This is a genomic window from Kitasatospora sp. NPDC048715 (genome assembly GCF_043198905.1).
Taxonomy (GTDB): domain Bacteria; phylum Actinomycetota; class Actinomycetes; order Streptomycetales; family Streptomycetaceae; genus Kitasatospora; species Kitasatospora lactacystinica.
Window position 1 is genome coordinate 96,173 of record NZ_JBICVH010000007.1, and the last position, 18,752, is coordinate 114,924.

The 18,752-nt window shown below is 76.3% G+C and carries 9 protein-coding genes; 2 read left to right on the forward strand and 7 right to left on the reverse strand.

Features of this window, described 5'->3' with window-relative positions; genetic code table 11:
* Positions 1–117: 117 nt before the first annotated feature.
* Positions 118–1,191 (reverse strand): GAF domain-containing protein, encoded by a 1,074-nt coding sequence (locus tag ACGFSC_RS15575; RefSeq protein WP_359914766.1) that lies wholly within the window; start codon positions 1,189–1,191, stop codon positions 118–120.
* Between the two features lie 411 nt (positions 1,192–1,602).
* Here ACGFSC_RS15575 and ACGFSC_RS15580 point away from each other — a divergent pair, with 411 nt between their 5' ends.
* Together ACGFSC_RS15580 and ACGFSC_RS15585 are read left to right on the forward strand one after the other, a co-directional pair.
* On the forward strand, positions 1,603–2,880 hold the full coding sequence (locus tag ACGFSC_RS15580; protein WP_380348387.1) for an acyl-CoA dehydrogenase family protein: 1,278 nt from the start codon (positions 1,603–1,605) through the stop codon (positions 2,878–2,880).
* Positions 2,881–3,279: 399 nt separating this feature from the next.
* On the forward strand, positions 3,280–5,112 hold the full coding sequence (locus ACGFSC_RS15585; RefSeq protein WP_359914763.1) for an ATP-binding protein: 1,833 nt from the start codon (positions 3,280–3,282) through the stop codon (positions 5,110–5,112).
* A 163-nt stretch (positions 5,113–5,275) separates the two neighbouring features.
* Here ACGFSC_RS15585 and ACGFSC_RS15590 read toward each other — a convergent pair whose 3' ends face one another.
* From ACGFSC_RS15590 to ACGFSC_RS15615, 6 genes are all read right to left on the reverse strand, one after another.
* Complete coding sequence (locus ACGFSC_RS15590) at positions 5,276–5,734, reverse strand: MarR family transcriptional regulator (protein WP_359914760.1); 459 nt, start codon at positions 5,732–5,734, stop codon at positions 5,276–5,278.
* Positions 5,735–5,936: 202 nt separating this feature from the next.
* Positions 5,937–7,907 (reverse strand): hypothetical protein, encoded by a 1,971-nt coding sequence (locus tag ACGFSC_RS15595; protein ID WP_359914757.1) that lies wholly within the window; start codon positions 7,905–7,907, stop codon positions 5,937–5,939.
* A complete protein-coding gene (locus ACGFSC_RS15600; protein WP_359914754.1) occupies positions 7,904–11,581 on the reverse strand; it encodes a DUF5682 family protein in 3,678 nt (1,225 codons plus the stop codon). The genes ACGFSC_RS15595 and ACGFSC_RS15600 overlap by 4 nt, the downstream gene beginning before the upstream one ends.
* Positions 11,582–11,585: 4 nt before the next feature.
* Positions 11,586–12,767: an AAA family ATPase gene (locus tag ACGFSC_RS15605; protein WP_359914751.1), complete on the reverse strand. Its 1,182-nt coding sequence runs from the start codon at positions 12,765–12,767 to the stop codon at positions 11,586–11,588.
* The gene (locus tag ACGFSC_RS15610) at positions 12,764–17,839 is read right to left on the reverse strand and encodes a hypothetical protein (protein WP_392863463.1); all 5,076 of its coding nucleotides are present in this window, start codon (positions 17,837–17,839) and stop codon (positions 12,764–12,766) included. Before ACGFSC_RS15610 ends, ACGFSC_RS15605 begins: the two co-directional genes overlap by 4 nt.
* A complete protein-coding gene (locus ACGFSC_RS15615; RefSeq protein WP_392863465.1) occupies positions 17,836–18,693 on the reverse strand; it encodes a DUF4132 domain-containing protein in 858 nt (285 codons plus the stop codon). Before ACGFSC_RS15615 ends, ACGFSC_RS15610 begins: the two co-directional genes overlap by 4 nt.
* Positions 18,694–18,752 lie beyond the last annotated feature (59 nt).

Here is an 18,752-nt window from a genome sequence, read left to right on the forward strand (position 1 = left end):
GGGCTCCCGGCGCCGGACGGCGGGCTCCCGGCGCCGGACGGCAGCGTGACGGGGTCCTCTCCACGGGGGTGAGAGGCGCCCCGCCACGGTGGTGGACGGTCCGCACCCGGCCGGGGTTCAGACGGGCAGGCCGGGTCCGGCCCCGCCGGCGACGGCGGAGCGGCCGGGCACGGAGGCGCCGCTCTGCTGGAGCCGGTCGACGAGCAGGGCGGCCAGCGTGCCGAGCTCCTCCTCGGTGCGGGACTGGGCGGTGATGTCCATGCCGACGGTGAGGACGCCGTTGATCCGTCCGGTGAGCGCGGCCCGCAGCGGGGTGCAGGTGAAGCTGAACACCTGCCGTCCGCGTTGCGCGTCGGGACGGGCGGAATCGATCCGGACGCCGTCGAGGACGGCGGTGCGACCGGTGTGGTACGCCTCCACGACGGTCTGTTCGAGGCCGGCGGCGCCGAGCTGCGGGTAGGCGGCGCCGATCGTCCCGTAGGCCGTCGGCGCGCCGAAGGTGTCGGTGTGCTGGGCGTTGGCGTACCGGATCTCCTGGGCCGGGCCCTCGGTGAGCATGATGGGGAACGGCGAGCCGTCGAAGGCGGCGAACATCTCCTGGCGCTGGGCGAGCAGGCTGTCGCGCAGCCGGATCTCGGAGAGCAGCGCCTCGGCGAGGTGCTGGATGTCGCGCAGCCGCTCGCGCCCCCACTGCCGGGGTTCCCGGTCGAGGACGCAGACCGTGCCGATGACGGTGTTGGTGTCGTCGACGAGCGGGGCGCCGAGGTAGGCGCGGACGCCGAGTTCGTCCACCACCGGGTTCCCGGCGAACCGGGGGTAGGCGAGGATGTCGTCGAGGGCGAGGGGGGAGCGCTGGGCGACGACGTGCGGGCAGAAGCCGTGGCTCAGCGGCATCTCGCGGGTGGGGAGGTCGAACGCGATGCCGCGGTCCGCCCAGGACGATCCGTCCTCGGCCCTGGCATCGGTCGAACTTGGCGGAATGTAGAGCCCGCGGAACATCTGGCGTTCGTCATTGATGAAGTTGACCATCGCGATGGGAGCGCGCGTGATACTGGCTGCGAGGTGGGCGAAGCGGTCGAAGGCCTCGTCCGCGGACGGGTCGTTGAGCCCGAGGCCGCGCAGCCTGCGGGTTCGCGCGGACTCGCCGGAGGCACCCGGGAACTGGCCTTGAGTGCTCATCACATCAGTCATGGCGCACATGTAACCAGACATCAGAACAGCCGGACCGTCCCGATCGACCGTTCCTCAGCCTTGCCGATGGCCCGTCAAAACTGCACGTGAACGACCGGTCGACGGACCGTCACGGAAGCGAAGATCGATTCCCGGCCGGGGCCGGGGCGAAACCCCTCCGGACGGGGACGGGCCGAATCGCGCCAATCCAAGATCGACTCTGGGCTGCCCCGGCACCCCATACAACAATGAGCCCTGCCGAAGACACGGACGATGCCCGCCACCGGGACACCGCCCGGTGACGCATGCGCCGATCGCACCGGGGCGACCGGCCGGAACTCCCGCACACCCACCGCCCCCCGCGGGGTTGCCGGAGCGGCATCGACGGCACGAACGGAGGCACGGCACCGCACACACCGAGAGGACCGGAGCATGGCGATGGACTACTTCACCGACGACCGTCACGAGGAGCTTCGCGCCGAGGTCCGTGACTTCGCGGAGAAGGAGGTGCGTCCGCGGGTGGCCGGGATGGAGGCCGAGCGGAAGATCGAGTTCGAGCTGGCCCGGCAGATCGCCCGCCAGGGCTGGATCGGCGTGACGATCCCGCGGGAGTTCGGCGGCCTCGGCCTGGGGCACGTCGCCAAGACCGTGATCATCGAGGAGCTGGCCCGGGTCAGCGGGGCCGCCGGCTCGATCGCGCAGGCCTCCCAGCTGGGCGTGGCCAAGGTCCTCCACTACGGCTCCCAGGCCCAACGCCGCAAGTGGCTGCCGAAGTTCGCCTCCGGGGAGTGCCTGCCGACCATCGCCGTCACCGAACCGGAATCCGGCGGGCACGTGCTCGGGATGACCGGCACGGCGGTGCGCGACGGCGACGAGTACGTGCTCAACGGCCGCAAGTGGTTCGTCGGCAACTCCCACATCGGGGACGTGCACGGCGTGGTCCTGCGCACCGGCCAGGGCAGCCGGGGCCTGTCCGCCTTCCTGGTCGAGAGCGACCGGCCCGGGTTCCGCACCGGCTCCCCCGGGTCGCAGAGCGGGCTGCACGGCTTCAGCTTCGGCGAGATCCTCCTGGAGGACTGCCGCGTCCCGGCCGGCAACCGGCTCGGCCGGGAGGGACAGGGGCTGGACGTCGCCTACTCCTCCTCCACCCTCTACGGCCGGATCAACCTCGCCGCCGTCGCGCTCGGCATCCACACCGCGATCGTCGAGGACACCGTCCGGTTCGCCGGGGGACGCGTCCTGTACGGCCAGCCGCTCAGCCAACTCCCGAACATCATGCTCAAGCTGGGCGAGATGCAGTCCCGGCTGATGACCGCCAGGCTCGCCGCCTACCACGCCTCCCACCTGCTCGACCACGGCCGCGCCTGCGACGCCGAGCTGATGAACGCCAAGCTCATCAACACCGAGTACGCACTGGACTCCGCGCGCAACGCCATGGAGATCCACGCCGCCCGCGGCCTCCAGCCCGAGTTCGGCATCGAGCGCTACCTGCGGGACGCCACCCACGTCTACCCGCCGGCCGGCACCTCGGACGTCCAGCGGCTGCGGCTCGGGCAGTTCGCCTCCGGCACGTACGGCAAGCAGTGGTCGGCGGAGCTGTCCGACCTGACCAGCTGGGCCTGGAGCGAGCTCGCCGCCCAGCGGGAGGCCTCGGTGGAGAAGCCGCCGGGGAGGGGCGGACGGGTGCTGCCGATGCCACTGGCGGGCTGAGGCCCCGCCCGCCACAACGACACTTGACCTGTTCCTGGCGAATTCCCCGGGGGGCTGTCCCCGCCCTCCGGGAACCGTCGGCACCATCGGGGCGAGGGCCGCGAGCTGCGGCGATGCACCGGCGGACCCTCCGGCCCGAACCCCGTTCCGACGCCATCGGCCCATCGGGCCGGGCCAGTTGATATTGCGTCGACGCCGCCCGGGGCTGATAGCGTTCCGTGCCGTCGACGGCCGTGCTGCACCGCGCCGGAGCAGTGACAGCACGTCACCGGCTCCGGCACCCCCGGCCCCGACTCCCTGAAGCCCGGCCGCGCCGTACGGGATCGACCCCGCCGCTCGGACCCACCGGTCCGGACCGGCGTCCCGGTCCCGCGACTCGGCCCTGCAGCAAGGAATCAGATGCCAGGCATACCGGCCCCCCGCACGGGCCACCGCGCCGGCCGGTCCGGCTCGCTCCGCGGCCCGCTCCTCTCCCTCGTACTGGTCCCCGGCCTGGGCCTCGCCGCCGCCTGGGGCTACGCCGCCTACCTGCTGCGCGACTCCGGACAGCGCACCGCACTGCTGGCCGGCAGCGCGGCCGTCGCCCTGGTGCTGCTGATCAGCCTGGTCCGTGGCGTCCGGACCGCCTGGGCCCTGTCCGCGCGGCTGTCCGGCCTGCGGGCCGACACCTTCGCGCTCGCCGAGCAGGAGATCCCCGAGGTGGTCGGACGGCTGCGCGCCGGGGAGCAGGTGCCCGCCCCGGCCGTCTGGGCACCGTCCCGGCGGGCCGGCGACGACGTCCAGCAGACCTCGGAGGGCCTCGCCGCCGTCCGCCAGGCCGCGATCGCCGCCATCGTCCACCAGGCCCAGGGGCGCGAAGGGACGAAGAAGGTCTTCCTCAACATCGCCCGGCGCACCCAGATCCTGATCCACCGGCAGATCAGCATGCTGGACGCGCTCGAACGCGAGCACGAGGACCCGGAACTGCTGCGCGAACTGTTCGCGGTCGACCACCTGGCCACCCGGATGCGGCGCAACGCCGAGAACCTGGTCATCCTCGGCGGCGCCCTGCCCGCCCGGCGCTGGCGCAACGCCGTGCCCATGGTCAACGTGCTGCGCAGCGCCGTCTCGGAGACCGAGAGCTACTCCCGGGTCGTCGTCCAGGGCGTGCCGCGCGTCTCGCTCGACGGGCAGGCCGTCGCCGACGTCATCCACCTGGTCGCCGAGCTGATCGAGAACGGCACCACCTTCTCCCCGCCGTACACCCAGGTGCAGGTCTCGGCTCAGGAGGTCGCGGAGGGCCTGGCGGTCGAGGTCGAGGACCGCGGGCTCGGCATGACCGAGCAGGAGTACCAGCGGTTCAACGCGTACCTGGCCGACCCGCCCGAGCTGGACGTCTCCGCGCTCGGCGACGACCTGCGGCTCGGCCTGTTCGTCGTCGCGCGCCTCGCCTCCCGGCACGAGGTCCGGGTCTCGCTGCGGCCGTCCCCGTACGGCGGCACCCGGGCGGTGGTGCTGGTGCCCTCGGCGCTGCTGGAGCAGGCCGGACACCCGGCCGCGGTGCCCGGGCTGCCGTCGGGGGCCCGGATCACCCGGGCTCCGGTGTCCGAGGGGCAGGCGGGGCAGGCGGGGCAGGCGGGGCAGGCGGGGGCCGAGGACGGCTCGGGTTCCGGTTCCGGTTCCGGCTCCGACGGCCAGTCCGGCTCCGGTTCAGGTCCCGGGCCCGGGCCCGACGGCCTCGGGCCAGGACCGTCGGACGCGGCGGCAGAGGGGCTCGGCGGGCCGCTGGGCGGGGTCCAGCAGGCTCCGGGGCCCTTCGGCCTCCCCGGGGCTCCCCCTGTCCCCTACGCCACGGACGGCCCCCGCACGGGCGCCGCAGGGCTCGGCGATGTCGCCGGTGCTGCTGGTGCTCCCGGGGTCGCTGGTGTCGCCGGTGTCACCGGTGCCGTCCGCGCCGATGTGCCGCCCGCCAACGGGGGCTTGGCGGTCGGCGCCGAGATCCCCGGGCTGCCCGGCGCCGTGGTCGTGCCCCGGCCCGTACTGCCGCGCATGTACGACCTGTCGGGCAGCCCCACGGGGGGACACACGGCCGGACTGCCCGCCGTCAGCCGCGCCGACGGCCCGGGGACCGACCCGGGGACCGGCCCGAAGGACGACACGGGCGATGGCCCGGACCGCGGACCGAGCGCGCCCCGGGTCCTGCCGCGGCGGGCCCTCGGCGCCGGGTCGGACGTGCCCCGGGGCGAACAGTGACGACGCGGCGCACCGGACCCCTGCACGATCACCACCGGACGCCGAGCGGGCCCGCCGGGCGGCGGCTCACCCCGTTCCCGCGCACGAGACCCGAAGCCGCCGGGCGGCGGCGAGGCCCCGGCCCGGGTGGCCCGCCGGCCCGAGCGAACGGGCCGATTCCGCCTCAGGCCTTGGTGTGGACCGGGTGGAGCTCGGCGAGCGACCCGACCAGGGGGGCCAGCTCGGGGACCTCGGTGGCCTCGGCCAGCGTCGCCTCCAGGGCGGCGTCGTGCACCGGCCGGGCGGCCGTCAGCAGGTCACGGCCCTCGGCCGTCAGCTCGGTGTAGATGCCGCGCCGGTCGTCCGCGCAGAGGAAGCGGCTGAGCAGGCCCCGGTCCTCCAGGCGGCTCACCAGCCGGGTCGTCGCACTGCTGCTCAGCGCCGCCGCGCGGGCCAGCTGCTGCATCCGCATGTGCCAGCCGTCCTGGCGGGAGAGCGCGTCCAGCACCGTGTACTCGACCACCGAGAGCTTGAACTCGGCCTGGAGCGCCTTCTCCAGTGCGGTGTCGATCATCCCGTGCAGCGCGGCGAGCGTCCGCCAGCCGCTGGCCCGGACCTCGGCCGCATCGTCGCGGATTCCCATGGCTCGCCCACCCTTCCGTCGCGCTGCTCGTGCCGTGTGCCGGACGAGGCCCCGTGCGAGGTCTCGTACCGGCTCTCGTACGAGGTCTCGTCCTGTGTCTTCCTACGACAAGTATGCCAGTTGGCGCGGAATACCGGTCTGTGCAAATAGTTCGACTCATACCCCGGGCGCTCTCCCCTGCCGGCCTGCCGTGGAAGTCCCCTCACCCCTCCCCGGACCAGGCCGCCGCGCACAAGGCCGTGGCCAGCTCCTCGGTGTAGGAGGCCGCCGCCAGCCAAGCGGCGGCGAAGGCCTCGTGGTCGTCCGTGACGATCCGGCCGAAGACGTCGCGCTGCCGGTTGGCAGCGCAGGCCCGCAGAGCGTCGAGGAGCTCGGCGGCCGTGGCCAGCCCGGCGGCGCGCAGCAGCGCGCGGTCGGCCGCCGCCGAGGCCTCGCTCGGGGCGAGGGCGTGCCGGCCGGTGGTGACCGTCTGCTCGACCCGGCGCCCGAGCACGTGGACGGGCGGGCCGTACGGCGCCGGGGCCGTCGGCCCGTCCGCCGGCCCACCGACCGGGCCGGGCCCCGCGAGGTCGGCGGTCTGGAGGCGTTCGAGGCCGAGGTTGACCCGGCCCGCCCGGGCCGCCGGCAGGGCGAGTCGGTCCGGCGTGCCCGGGGGCGTGCCGATCGCGAGCAGGCGCAGCTCCGGACGGTCCGCGCGCTCCAATCGGCCGATCACCCGCAGCCGCAGCCCGGGCGCGGTGGCGAGCAGCGCGAGGTTCGCCCGGAACGGCAGGTCGGGGTGTTCGTGCGCCGGGCGCAGGACGATCACCGGACCGCCCGAGCCTCCCGGACCGGCCTCCGCCGGATTGTCCTCTGCCGGGCTGTCCGCGGCCCCCTCGGCCGGGCCGCCCGCCGTGCAGCGCGCCAGCAGCTGCGGCGTCCCGCCCGGGCCGGTGGGGGCGGTACCCAGCAGGGTGACGTCCAGGAACAGCAGGTCGCTCCCGGCCGGGCGGCTCTCGTACGGCTGTTCCTGCGCCGCGAGCGCCCGGGCCACCTGTGCGGGAGCCGGTTCGGACCAGAGCCGGGCGGCCGGCTCCGCCGTCCACGCCGTGCCCGCCGCACGCACCGCCCGTACCGAGGCGCCGGCGCCCAGTCGGCCGCCGGTGGACCTGGTCGCGCCCTGGACGGCCAGCCCGGCCCGGCTCAACTCGCGGTGGCTGAGCGCGGCATCACCCAGGCGGACCGTCCGGTTGCCCGCCCCGACCGCCTGCGGGGCGGCGGCCGACGCGTCGTCGTGCGGCATCACCTCGGCGATCGTGCTCAGGCGCCCGTTGGCATCCACCGCCCAGCTGACCGCGCCCGCGTGCGTCGCCGTCAGCACCGGCTCGGCGAACAGGCCGTAGAGCCGCAGGCCCCCCTCTTCCCGGTAGGCCTGGCGCGCGGTGCCGCGCAGTTCGGCGACCGGGGCGGCGCCGGCGGCCAGGGCGGTGGTGAGGCCGAGCAGTTCGCGCTGGCCCGCCACCAGATCCACCAGGCGGTGGTCCGGCGCGCCGGAACGCGCCGCCCGGACCCTCGTCGCGACGGTGACCGCCGCCGAGGCCGGGCGGTGCAGGCCCGCGAGGCGTGCCCGGTGGGCGGCGCGCAGCAGCTCGGCCTGGGAGACGGCGCCCGCCCCGCTCACCCCAGCAGCCAGGACGGCGGCCGCGGCCGCGTGGAGGTGGCGGACGGCGGCGAGTTCGACGGTGGTGAGCGGGGCGGGGGCCGTCCCGCCGGGCGGCGCCCCGGGCGTCTCCGGGGCTCCTTCCCGGCCTTCCGCGGCCACCGACCCGGTGCCGCCGTCGGGCGCGGGCCCGGCCTCGGGATCGGGCTCGACCTCAGGCTCGGGCTCGGCCTCGGCGAGCGGGCAGAGGGTGACGGCGGCGGCCCGGTGCACGCAGGCCGGGGCCAGCAGGCAGCCGCAGCGGACGCCGGCCTCCACCACGACCACCCCACCCGGGGCGTGCAGCACCAGCAGCGTCTCCTCGTCCACCTCCACCCGCCACTCGTCGCCCTCCCGGGCCACCGGCCGCTCCGCCAGCTTCGCCGCCGCACCGTCCAGCCGCTTCTGCAGCCGGGCGCTCAGTCCGGCCACCACCTCGGCGACCACCTCGGGCCGCACGCCCGGCCAGTCGCTCGTCCGTGCCGTCGCGCTCATCGCACCTTCTCCCCCACCCAGCGGGCCAGTTCCAGCGGGCTCAACGCCGCCACGGGCATTCCGGCCGCGACCAGTTGGCCCGCGACCGCCTTCGAGTAGCGGGCCGTCCCGGTGTCGTCCAGCGCCGCGCAGCCGAGCAGGTGCACGCCGGAGTCCACCAGCGCCCGGGTCTGGGCCAGCAGCCCGCCGATCGGCCCGCCCTCCTCGAAGTCGCTGACCACCGCGATCAGCGTGCGGGACGGCACCGTCACCAGTTCCCGCGCGTAGCGCAGCCCGCTCGCGATGCTGGTGCCGCCGCCGACCCTCACCTCCAGCAGCAGGCTCAGCGGGTCGTCCACCCGTGCCGTGAGGTCCAGGACCTCGGTGGAGAAGGCCACGAAGTGGGTGCTCAGCGAGGGCACCCCGGCCAGGATCGAGGCCGTCAGTGCGGCCCACACCGTGGAGGCCTCCATCGACCCGGAGACGTCCACGACCAGGATCAGCCGCCAGTCGTTGGCCTGCCGCGCCCTGGTCCGGAAGACCGGGCGCTCGGGCACTATCAGGGTGCCGCCGTCCGGCCCGGGCCGGGCGGTGGCGAGGTTGGCCCGGATGGTCCGGTCCAGGTCCAGCCCGCCGCCCAGGCGGCGGGACGGGCGCGGCACGGCGATCCCGGTCAGCGCCGGGCGCAGCCTGGTGGCCAGCTCCCGGTTCAGCTCGTCCACCAGCCGCCGCACCAGCGGGCGCAGCCGGGCCACCCGGGCCTCGGGCAGACCGCCCGCGTGGTCCAGCACGGTGCGCAGCAGCTCGACGGAGGGGCGGACGGCGGCGGGGTCGATCGTCTCCAGGACGTCGGTACGGCCCTGGGCGACAGCGGCGGCCAGCACCTCCTCGCGCACGCCGGGGCCGAACAGCGACTCCAGCTCCTCGGCCCACTCCCGCACGCCGGGGTACGGGGCCTCGCGGCCTCCCCTGCCGCCCCGGCTGTCCAGGCCCGGGCCGGAGCCCTCGCCGTGGCCGGTGCCGTACAACTCGTCCAGGGCCGTGGCGAGTCGGGCACCGCGACCGGTCAGGCCGCCGTCGCCGGGGCGGCCGAGGAGCAGCCGCCAGCGCTCGGCGGGGGCGAGGGCGCGCGGCGTGGTGGTTGTGGTCGTAACGGCCGCGGCGGTCGTGGAAATCGTGGCGGTTGCGGCGGTTGCGGCGGTTGCGGCGGGGAGCCGGGTGGGAGGCCGCTCCGAGGCCGTGGCCGGCGGCGCGACCGCCGGGATGTCGGCCGCCGCCGGGGGCAGGAGGCCGCGGCGGGCGAGGGCCGCCCGTGCCGCGAGGTCCGCCCGCACCCAGCCGGCGAGCACGGCCGGGCCAGCCTCCTCGGGCAGCGCGGCGAGCCGGGCGCCCAGGCTCTCCTCGACCAGGGCCAGCAGCCGGTCGCGGGCGGCCGGGCTGAGCGTGTCGAACCCGCCGCGCAGGGCGGGCAGCCGGTCCAGGAAGGCGTCGTCGGGCAGCGAGGCGACCCGCTCCAGCAGCGGCTCCAGTGCCTGCGGCGCGGAGTCGAACAGCCCCTCCGCCGCCGTCAGCAGACCGACCAGCGCCCGCCCGAGCGCCTGTCGCGTCTTCGGGCCGGTCGCACCGTCCACCCAGGAGGCGGCCCGGCCGCCCAGCACCTCGGCCGGCTCCTGCCCGAGCAGCACCCGGACCGCACCGGCCGCGCCCCGTACCAACGGGCTCCCCCGCTCGGCGAGTTCGGCCAGCGTGTACGCCAGCCGCACTCCGCCGAGCCGGTCCGCCCGCCGCACCAGCTCGACCAGCGCCCGCGCGTCCTGCGGATCGTCCGACCCGCCCACGCCCTCCAACTGCCGCACGGCGGCAGTGGTGAGCACCTCCCCGGCCGCGGCGAGCCCGGGCCGACCCGCCGGAACGGCGGAGGCGGGGGCGGACGTCTCCCCTCCGGCCGGGGCGTAGCCGGGGAAGTGGCCCGCGGTCAGCCGGTCGACGAGCGCCAGGGCATCGAGGAGGTCGGGCAGGGTGGCGGAGGTGGGGAGGACGGTGGTGAGTTGGGCGAGGCGGGTCTCGGCGAGGGCGGGGAGGGCGCAGGAGGCGGCGGCGGTGAGGCCGTCGATGATCTCGCGCGGGGTCGGCCGGTCGGTGAGGCGGGCGCGCAGGGCGCCCTCGGCGGCCTGCGCGGGGGTGACGCCGCGGGTGCCGGCGACGGTGAGCATGGCGGCGCTGGCGGGGGTCCAGTGCAGGCGCCAGCGGGTGCCGAGGGTTTCGGTGCCGCCGGCGCCGGTGGTGGCGACGGACTCGGCGTAGGGGACCTCGCAGACGGTGAGCCGGTGCAGGAGGATCTCGCGGCGGCGGTCGAGGTCGCTGCGCAGCGGGTCGAGGCGCAGGTCCCGCGGGCCGGGGTCGGCGGGGCCTGGCAAGCCGAGGCCGGCGAGGAGCGTCTCGACGGCGGGGGCGAGTCCGCTGCGCGGGGCGGCGGGGGTGGGACGGCCGGTGCGGGTACCGACCAGCACCTGTTCGAGGGCGCGGGCGACGGCCCGGCCGCGGCCCAGGGGTTCGCCCTGGGCGAGGACGGTCTGCACCGCTTCGACGAGTTCGCCGCGGCCGGGGGCGGCGTGGCCGCGCAGCCGGGCGAGGTCGCCGGCCAGGCGGACGATCTCGCGGGCGTCGGCCGGGCCGCTGGGGTGGTCCTGGCTGCGCAGGGCGGCGCAGATCCGGACGGCGGTGGTGGTGAGCGCCTCGGCGAGGCGTTCCGGGTCGCCGCCGGCGTCCAGGACGGTGTGCTGCCACTCCGGGTCGCGGATGCCCGCCGGGTAGCCGGAGCGGGCGTCGAGCAGCGGGTAGGTGTACGGGATCAGGGACAGGACGTGCCCGGGGTCGTCCGGGGGCGGCGGCTCCTCGGCGGCGAGGGGACCGTCCAGCAGGGCGGGGGCGTGGAAGGCGCCGATCACGGCGGCGACCCGGCGCCCGCCGGCCGAGGCGTCCTGGATGCGGGCCCGCATCCAGGCCTCGCGGCGCAGGTCGTACGGGTCGACGCCGGGGCCGCGCTCGGCGTCCCGGCGCAGTGCCCAGCCGACCAGCAGGGCGGCGCGCCGGACGGCCTCCGGGGAGGAGCCGGGGGCGGCCGTCTCGACCAGACGGTCCCACAGGTCGTCGTCGGCGTCCCGGCCGGTGAGGCGGTGGCGCAGCGCGTCGGCGACGCCGGGCGCTTCCGGGCCCCCGTCGGTGCGCCTCGACTCCCCGACCCGCTCCCCGGTCCGCTCCGCGGCCCGCGCGCCGGCCCGCGCGGCGGCGCGGTGGGCGAGCGGGAGGTCGCAGGCGATGGCCTCCACGCCGTTGCGCCGGGCCCAGCGCAGGGCGGCGAGTTCCGGGGAGAAGTCGGCGAACGGGTAGAAGGCGGGCCCGGCCGCCTCCTCGGGCCCGGTCGGGGCCGCCGCGAGGGCGACCGGGGCCAGGGTGGCCTCGTCGGCGAGCCGGCCGAGCCAGGGCTGGAACTCGGCGGGCAGCTCGACCAGGACGGCGTCCGGCCGGGCGGCGTCGAGCAGCGCGGGGACGACCGCGCTGAGGGACGGCGCGTGGTGGCGCACGCCGATCAGGTGGGGCCCGGGGCGGCCGGTGCCGGAGGCGGCCAGCCGGTCGGCCTCGGCCCGGACCGTCCGGTCCGCGTCGTCCGGGCGGGGGATCTCCGCGCTGCTCATCGGATCAGGCCTCCAGTGCCGAGCGGAGGTCCCACAGGGTGCGCCAGGTGGCGGCGCCCTGTTCGGCGCGGCGGCGGACCGGGCCGTCCCAGTAGCCGAGCAGCCGGGCCGCGTCGGCCGGCTCGTCCTTGCGGACCACTCCGAGGAGCTGGCCGGGCAGCCGGCCGAGCAGGTCCCCGCCGTCGGGCAGGTAGGCGGCGCTGACGCCGAGCGAGGTGGCGACGGAGACCGCCTCGGCGGTGCTCATCACGGTGGACGGGCGTTCGACGTCCCAGCCCTCGGTGGAGCGGCCGGTGCGCAGGTCGCGGAACGCGGTGACCAGGGCCTCCAGGACGGCGTCGTCCACGGCGTAGGCGGCGCCGGCCCGGGCCACGGCGGCGGTGGACTGGCGGCGGACCAGGTCGACCTCGGCGGCGAGGCTGCCGATCGGGCCGACCGTCTCGAAGTTGAAGCGCCGCTTGAGCGCCGCGGACATCTCGCTGACGCCCTTGTCCCGCAGGTTCGCGGTGGCGATCAGGGTGAAGCCGGCCGCGGCGTGCAGCTGCCCGTCCGGGGTGCCGGCCAGTTCGGGGACGGCGATGCGCCGTTCCGAGAGCAGCGAGACCAGGGCGTCCTGCACCTCGGGCAGGCAGCGGGTGACCTCCTCGACCCGGGCGACCGCGCCGGCGGTCATCGCGGTGAGCACCGGCGAGGGGACGAGGGCCTCGCGGCTGGGCCCCTTGGCGAGCAGCAGGGCGTAGTTCCAGCCGTACTTGAGCTGGTCCTCGGTGGTGCCGGCGGTGCCCTGGACGGTGAGCGCGCTGGTGCCGCAGACGGCGGCGGCGAGCAGCTCGGAGAGCATGGACTTGGCGGTGCCGGGCTCGCCGACGAGCAGCAGGCCGCGCTCCCCGGCGAGGGTGACGACGCAGCGCTCGACCAGGGCGCGCTCGCCGACGAACTTCGGCTCGATGACCAGGCCCTTGCGCCCGGTCTTGAGCTTCTCGCCGCCGCTGCCCATCACGAAGGTGACCACGGCGCGCGGGGTCAGCCGCCAGCCGGGCGGGCGCGGGCCGCTGTCGTGGGCGGCCAGGAACTCCAGTTCGGCGGCGTACTTCTCCTCGGGCGGGACGGTCTGCCGGTCCGCGGCGGCGACGGTGGCAGTCGCGACGGTGGTGGTCGCGCCGGGGTTGGTCTCGGTGGCGGTCATCGGCGGGCCTTCCTGCGCTTGCTGGTCCGGAGCTCTTCGTAACCGGGGGCGTCGCCGTCGACGGTCCGCTGCCAGGCCCGGGCGAACAGCTCGGGGACGGGCAGGGGGACCAGCGCGGGCCGGTGGGTGTGCAGTTCGTACAGGGCGGCCTTCCAGGTCTCGGCCGGCAGTGCCGGCGCCTTGGCCTCCTGCCAGCCGCCGGGCAGGAAGAGGCTGCGGCCGGCCCGGGCCCGCTTGGCCTCCAGCACCAGGCCGGTGGCGGCGAGTTCGGCGCGGGCCTTCTTCAGCCGGGCGGGCTTCCAGCCCGTCCAGCGGGCGGTGTTGCGGTCGGTCGGGTCGGGCAGGGCGAGCAGTTGGAGGTAGAGCGTGGCGGCGTCCTCGCCCAGGTCGTGGGTGCGGGACACCTCGGCGACCAGCTCGGGGACGGACAGCTGCGGGTTCTGCAGCCAGGCGGGGCCCTCGCCGGGGGCCGGCGCCACCGCGGCGGAGGCGGCCAGCCGCTCCGGCTCGCCGCGCAGCACGGACTCGATGGCCAGCCGCTCGGCCTGGTACCAGTAGCTGTTGGAGAGCCCTTCGAGCAGTTCGAGCAGTGGGTCGTCCGGTCCGGTGAGGGCGGCCGGACGCAGCCAGACCCGCTCCGTCTCCTCGTGGTACGGCGTCAGGACGAGTGCCGGTCCGCAGTGGACCAGCCCGTCCCGGTCGCCGCCGCCCTCGGCGGGCAGGCCGAAGTGGGTGCGCAGGACGGCGGACAGCGAGGTGCCCTTGGGGGTGCGCACCAGGTCGAAGTCGAGCAGCAGCTCAGGGTCGGCCAGGCGGTCGCGCAGCGCCTCGGCGGCCGTGGGCAGCAGCGGACGCAGCGGACTGTCGGCGGGCAGGTGGTAGGCGAGCCAGCGCAGTGCGGCGATGGTGGAGCTCAGCGCGCTCCTCTCGGGGACGGCGGACTCGTCCTCGGGTGCCAGCCGCGGTCCGGCTCCGCCCACGTCGATGAACCGGAAGCCGGTGCGGCCGGTCAGCCACGGGGTGTGGGCGGGGTTGAGCACCGCCTCGACGGTGTCGATGGACACGCCCTGGACGGTGGCCAGTGCCTCCTCGGGGAGGGTGACGAGGCGTCCGAAGCGCCGGATCCACTCCTCGGCCCCGGCGGCGAGGTCGGGGCCGTCGGTCCACAGGGTCTTCGGGTCCGCGGGCAGCAGGGCGCCCCAGACGGCGGCGAGACCGGTGTGGTCGTGTCCGCGCAGCCACGTCCGGGCGGCCTTGACATCGGCGGCCTTGAGCCCGAGTTCGGCGGGCACGGCGATGTCGTTCCAGTACAGCAGGCCGGACGGCGGGCTGAGCAGCAGCGCGGAGCGGGCGGTGCCGATGCCGGTGAGCCCGCTGAAGGCCTCGGCCCCGGCCCGGTCGTACGGGACGGCGCCGCGCAGGGCGGCGACCCGACAGAACTTGGCGACCCAGGCGGCGTCGACCAGTTCCCCGGTGTCGCGCTCCTCGACCGTGGTGAAGTGCGCGACGGGCCCGAACTCCCCGCTCGGGTCGTGGTCGACGGCGAGCCAGTGCACCCAGCCGTCGGCGGACTGCCGCTGGTGGCCGATGATGACGACGGTGCGGCCACCGTGCCGCAGCACCTCGCCCTCGCGGGGCGTGACCGGCCGGGTGCCGGTGGCGTTCGGCGCCGCCGGCACCTGCTCGGCGAGGACGATCTCGCGCAGGGTGGCGCCGCGGTCGGCCAGCGGGCCCCTGGTCAGCTCGCCGAGCAGCAGGACCAGCGAGGAGCGGTGGACCGGGTCGGTGAACGGCGAGGCCACCGCGTGGGCCAGCGCGTGGACCCGGCCGAGCAGTTGAAGCCAGCCGTAGCTGACACTGCCGTTGCGCAGGGTGACGGTGACGGGGGTGCTCCAGCTCTCGCCGTCGGCGGCGGGCGGGGCGGCCAGCACCCCGGTGACGGCACGCAGGTTGTTGAGCACCCACCAGTGCGCGGCGGAGCCCCAGTTGTTGCCGAAGCCACCGATCTCGGGCAGCACGGCGCGCACGGCGTCGCGCAGTTCGTGGTCGCGCCCGTGCTCGGGCTGCCACTCGGTGTTCTGCTTCGTGCTCGGGCGCTCGGCCTCCGGCTGCGGGGCGAACCGGGCGATCCGGTCCAGCAGGTCGGCGGCGAGGCGGGCGAGGCCGGCGACGCCGGCCAGCAGCCGCTGGTCCGCGATGCCGGGCAGGATCGCGCCGACCTCCGGGACGGGCAGGGTGCGCGGGGTGCGCCGGGCGAGCGGACGGCGCACGCCCTGGACGGTGAGCCAGCACTGCTCGTCCTCGGGGACCGGCTCGGTGTCGGTCGGCCAGGCGGCGTCGATCAGCCGGGCTGCCTGCTCGGAGGTGACGCCGCGCAGCACCGTGGAGCCGGCCTCGTCACGCGGGCGCAGGGCGTGCCAGTGCGGGAACGGCGGAACGAGCGGGGTGCCGGCGGCGGAGAGCTCACCGGCGTGGCAGGGGTGCAGGTCGACGGTGCGGTCGGCGCGGTCGGTGAGGTCGGGCAGGTTGAGCGAGAAGTGCTCGCCGGAGGTGTGGCTGACCACCGGGGCGGCCGCGCCCGGCAGGGCGAGCCGGCCGACCGGGACGGTGTCCGACCGGTGTCCGGACAGCGGCAGCACGATGCGCTGCCCGTCGGCCGTGAAGGTGGTGACGGCCTTGTGGGGCTCGACCCTGGCCCAGCTGCCGAGCACGGTGCCGTCGGTGCCGAGCGGGGTCCGCTCCAGGCCGGGCTGCAGCGGCAGCAGCCAGGTGCTCTTCCGGACGAGTCGGCCGGCCTGGGCGGTGGCGGCGATCACCGGCGGTTCGGCGGCGCGGCCGAGGGCGCCGGTGGCCGGGTCGAGTTCGCGCAGGACGGCCTCGCCGTCGGAGGCGTGGCGCACCGTCCAGTAGCCGGTGCCGTCGCCGAGGACGGGGTGCTCGTCGGGCATCCGGGTGTCGCCGGCGTGCAGCGGGCGCTCGCCGGTGGTGCGGCCACCGCCGGGCAGCTGGAGCGAGGGCGGCTCGGGTTCGCGGTCGCCGTAGTAGTAGCCGGCGATGGTCTCGCCCTCCAGCTCGAACCGCTCGTCCGGGCGGCTCGACCAGTAGGCGAGCTGCTTGCCCTCGTGGGACCAGACGACCAGCAGTTCGCCGTCGACCAGGCGCAGCCGGATCCGGTTGCGCTGGTGCAGTTCCTCGGGCAGTCGGAGGGTGTGCTCCAGCACGATGCCCTCCGGGCCGACCACGACGGCCCGGTCGAGGCGGGCGAGGATCAGGTGCGGCCAGGCGTCCTCGACGACCAGGCCGCTCAGGCCCGCGCCGCCCAGGCTGGGGACGGGGTGCTGCGGGGCGTCGTCGGCGGGCGGGTCGGCGATCTTGCCGAGTGCCTCCTCCAGGGCGGGCCAGCCGAGTTCGTCCAGGATGCCGGCCCGGAGGGCGTCGGTGAGCAGCGCGGCGACGTCGAGGGCGGCGACCCGGTCGGCGACGGCCGGCGCGACCGTCCGGACGGCGGTGCGGTGCTGGGCGAACGCGCGGACCAGGTCGGCGGCGGCGGCCAGGCCGCGGGCGGCGAACAGCTCCTCGGAGCGCTCCTCGGCCCACTCGGCGAACAGCTCGTTCAGCAGCGGCAGGGCGGGCACCTCGCGCTCGGCGGCCGTCTTCCAGGCGGCCGGGGCGGCTCGGCGCAGCAGCGGCCGGTAGCGCTCGTCGGCGCCGACGGCGGTGAGGGCGGGACTGTCGGGGCCGCACTCCGAGACCCAGTCGTGCAGCTCGATGCCGAGGCCGTCCGGCGGACCGGCCACCGGCACGCCCTCGGTGAGCAGCAGGTCCAGCAGGTCGATCCTGGTCCGGCTGGCGCGGATGCCGGTGTGGAGGTCCACGGGGACGGCGTCGGCCTTGAGCCGCTCGACCATCCGGCGGGCCAGCGCGAGGGTGTCCGGGCAGCTGGGCCGGCTGCGCCAGCCGCGGCCGTGGTGGTTGCACCAGCGCTGCAGCCAGGCGGCGGCCGGTTCGGCGCCCTCGGGGCGGGGGCCGGTGAGCAGGTCCTCGGCGCCGGTCTCGGCGAGCAGCGCCAGCCAGGCGGTGTCGTGCGCGGCCGGTTCGGAGGAGGACGGGTCGGGCAGCAGTTCCAGCAGGCGGGTGCGGACCGCCGCGTCGCTGCGGCCGAGCTCGACCAGCGCGCCGTGCCAGGACTTCCAGAACGCGGCGGGCGCCCGCGTGACCGCCGGGGAGTCCAGCAGCTCGGCGAGCAGCGCGCGTTCGTGCTCGGCGCGGTCCAGCCCGGCGGCCTTGATCAGCGCGCGGGCGTCCTCGGCGACCCCGGCGTACGGGGCCATGCCCGCCGCGGAGCGCTCGGTGCACAGCTGGCGGAAGCGCTGCCAGGCGGTCAGCGGGTCGAGCCGCTGGGCGAGCTCCTTGACGTACTGGCGCAGGGACTTGACGGTGAGCGCGCCGGCCAGGGCGAACTCCAGGAAGACGGCGCGCAGCCGCTCCTCGTCCACCGCCAGGCCGTGGGTGCGCTCGGCCTCGCGGGCCTTGCCGAACCAGGCGGCGGCGTAGGTCCGGTTCTCGTGGCGCAGGAAGATCCGGCCGACCTCCTCGCAGAAGGTGGGCAGGAAGTGCGGGACGGCCCGGCCGAGGCGGACGGACAGCTCGTCGAAGCCGTCCTTGGCGGCGCCGGGCTTGGAGGCGGCCTGGCGGGCGAGCCGCTCCAGCTCCTTGACCAGGGCGAGCGCGTGGTGTCCGTTGGCCGGGTCGTGGACCAGGGCCCAGGCGGGGAAGCCGAGCGCCTCCTGGCGGACCTGGCCGACCTCGGCGGGCGCGGCCTCCGGCGCCAGGCCGAGGAAGTCGAGGGCGAGGTCCTCGGCCGGGCCGAGCGCCCCGGGGACGAGCCGGACGATCCGGCGCCCTTCGAGCGCGGGGTGGGTGTAGCCGCGGGCGGTGAGGACGTCGGCGGCGCTGTCGGGGCGGCCGGCCCCGGGCAGGGTGCCGGGCGGGAGCACGGCCCCGGCGTCGAGCAGTTCCTCGGGCGTCGCGGTGGTCGGGTGCGCGGTGGTCGGGTGCGCGGTGGCGGTCATGCGGCTTCCTCCCCCTGGATCGTGCGGCCGGCGTACAGGGCGGCGGCCATCCGCATGCCCTCGGACCAGGCGACCGGTCCGACCTCGGTGAGCGGCAGGGCACGGCCGTCGGGGCCGGCCCAGCTGAGCGCGCCGGTCTCGCACGCGTCGTACTCGTAGTAGTCGCCGACCCAGACCCGGGCCTCGACGGTGCGCCCGCCCTCGGTGACCGGCTGGACGGCGGAGCCGCCGCGGACCCGGCAGCCGAGCCGGGTGCAGCGCCCGACCAGCTCGCGCAGCTCCCGGTAGCGACCGCCGGCGTAGGTGGTGACCTCGCTGTCCGCCGGCAGCTCCGCGGGCCGGTGCCAGACCTCGCGGTAGAGCTGCTGGACACGCTGGGAGACGCCGAGTTCGACGGCGAACTCGCGCAGCTCGTCGAGGTCCTGCAGCAGGACGGGGTGCGGTATCAGCACCTCGCCGTCGGTGAGGCGCACGGTGTCGCCGTCCAGGTCGACCAGGCCGAGGCCGCGCTCGGCGTCGACGCCGCGCAGGAAGCCGGCCACGGAGCCGTCCGTGGTGGTGACCACGAGGTCCTTCAGGACGCCCTGCCAGGCCTCGTCCGGCCACACGGCGGTGAGCACGGCGGCGGGCACCGGCAGCGAGCGGACCATCCAGCGCTCGACGTCCTCCAGGCAGCGGCGCTCGTGCGCGGCCAGCCACTCGGCGAGCTGCTTGAGCTGCATGACCACGCGGTCGTCACCGAGCTTCGACGGCAGGGACTTGAGGTCGCGCCCCGCCGCGTTGCGGCACGCCACCCTGCCCTCCCCGTCGAGCGCGACGCGGTACCCTCCCGCGTCCGTCTCCACCCATGCCACGGCCGTACTCCTCCCACCGGGAAACACATGTCGATCGCCTGCTGACCAGCGATGCGAGG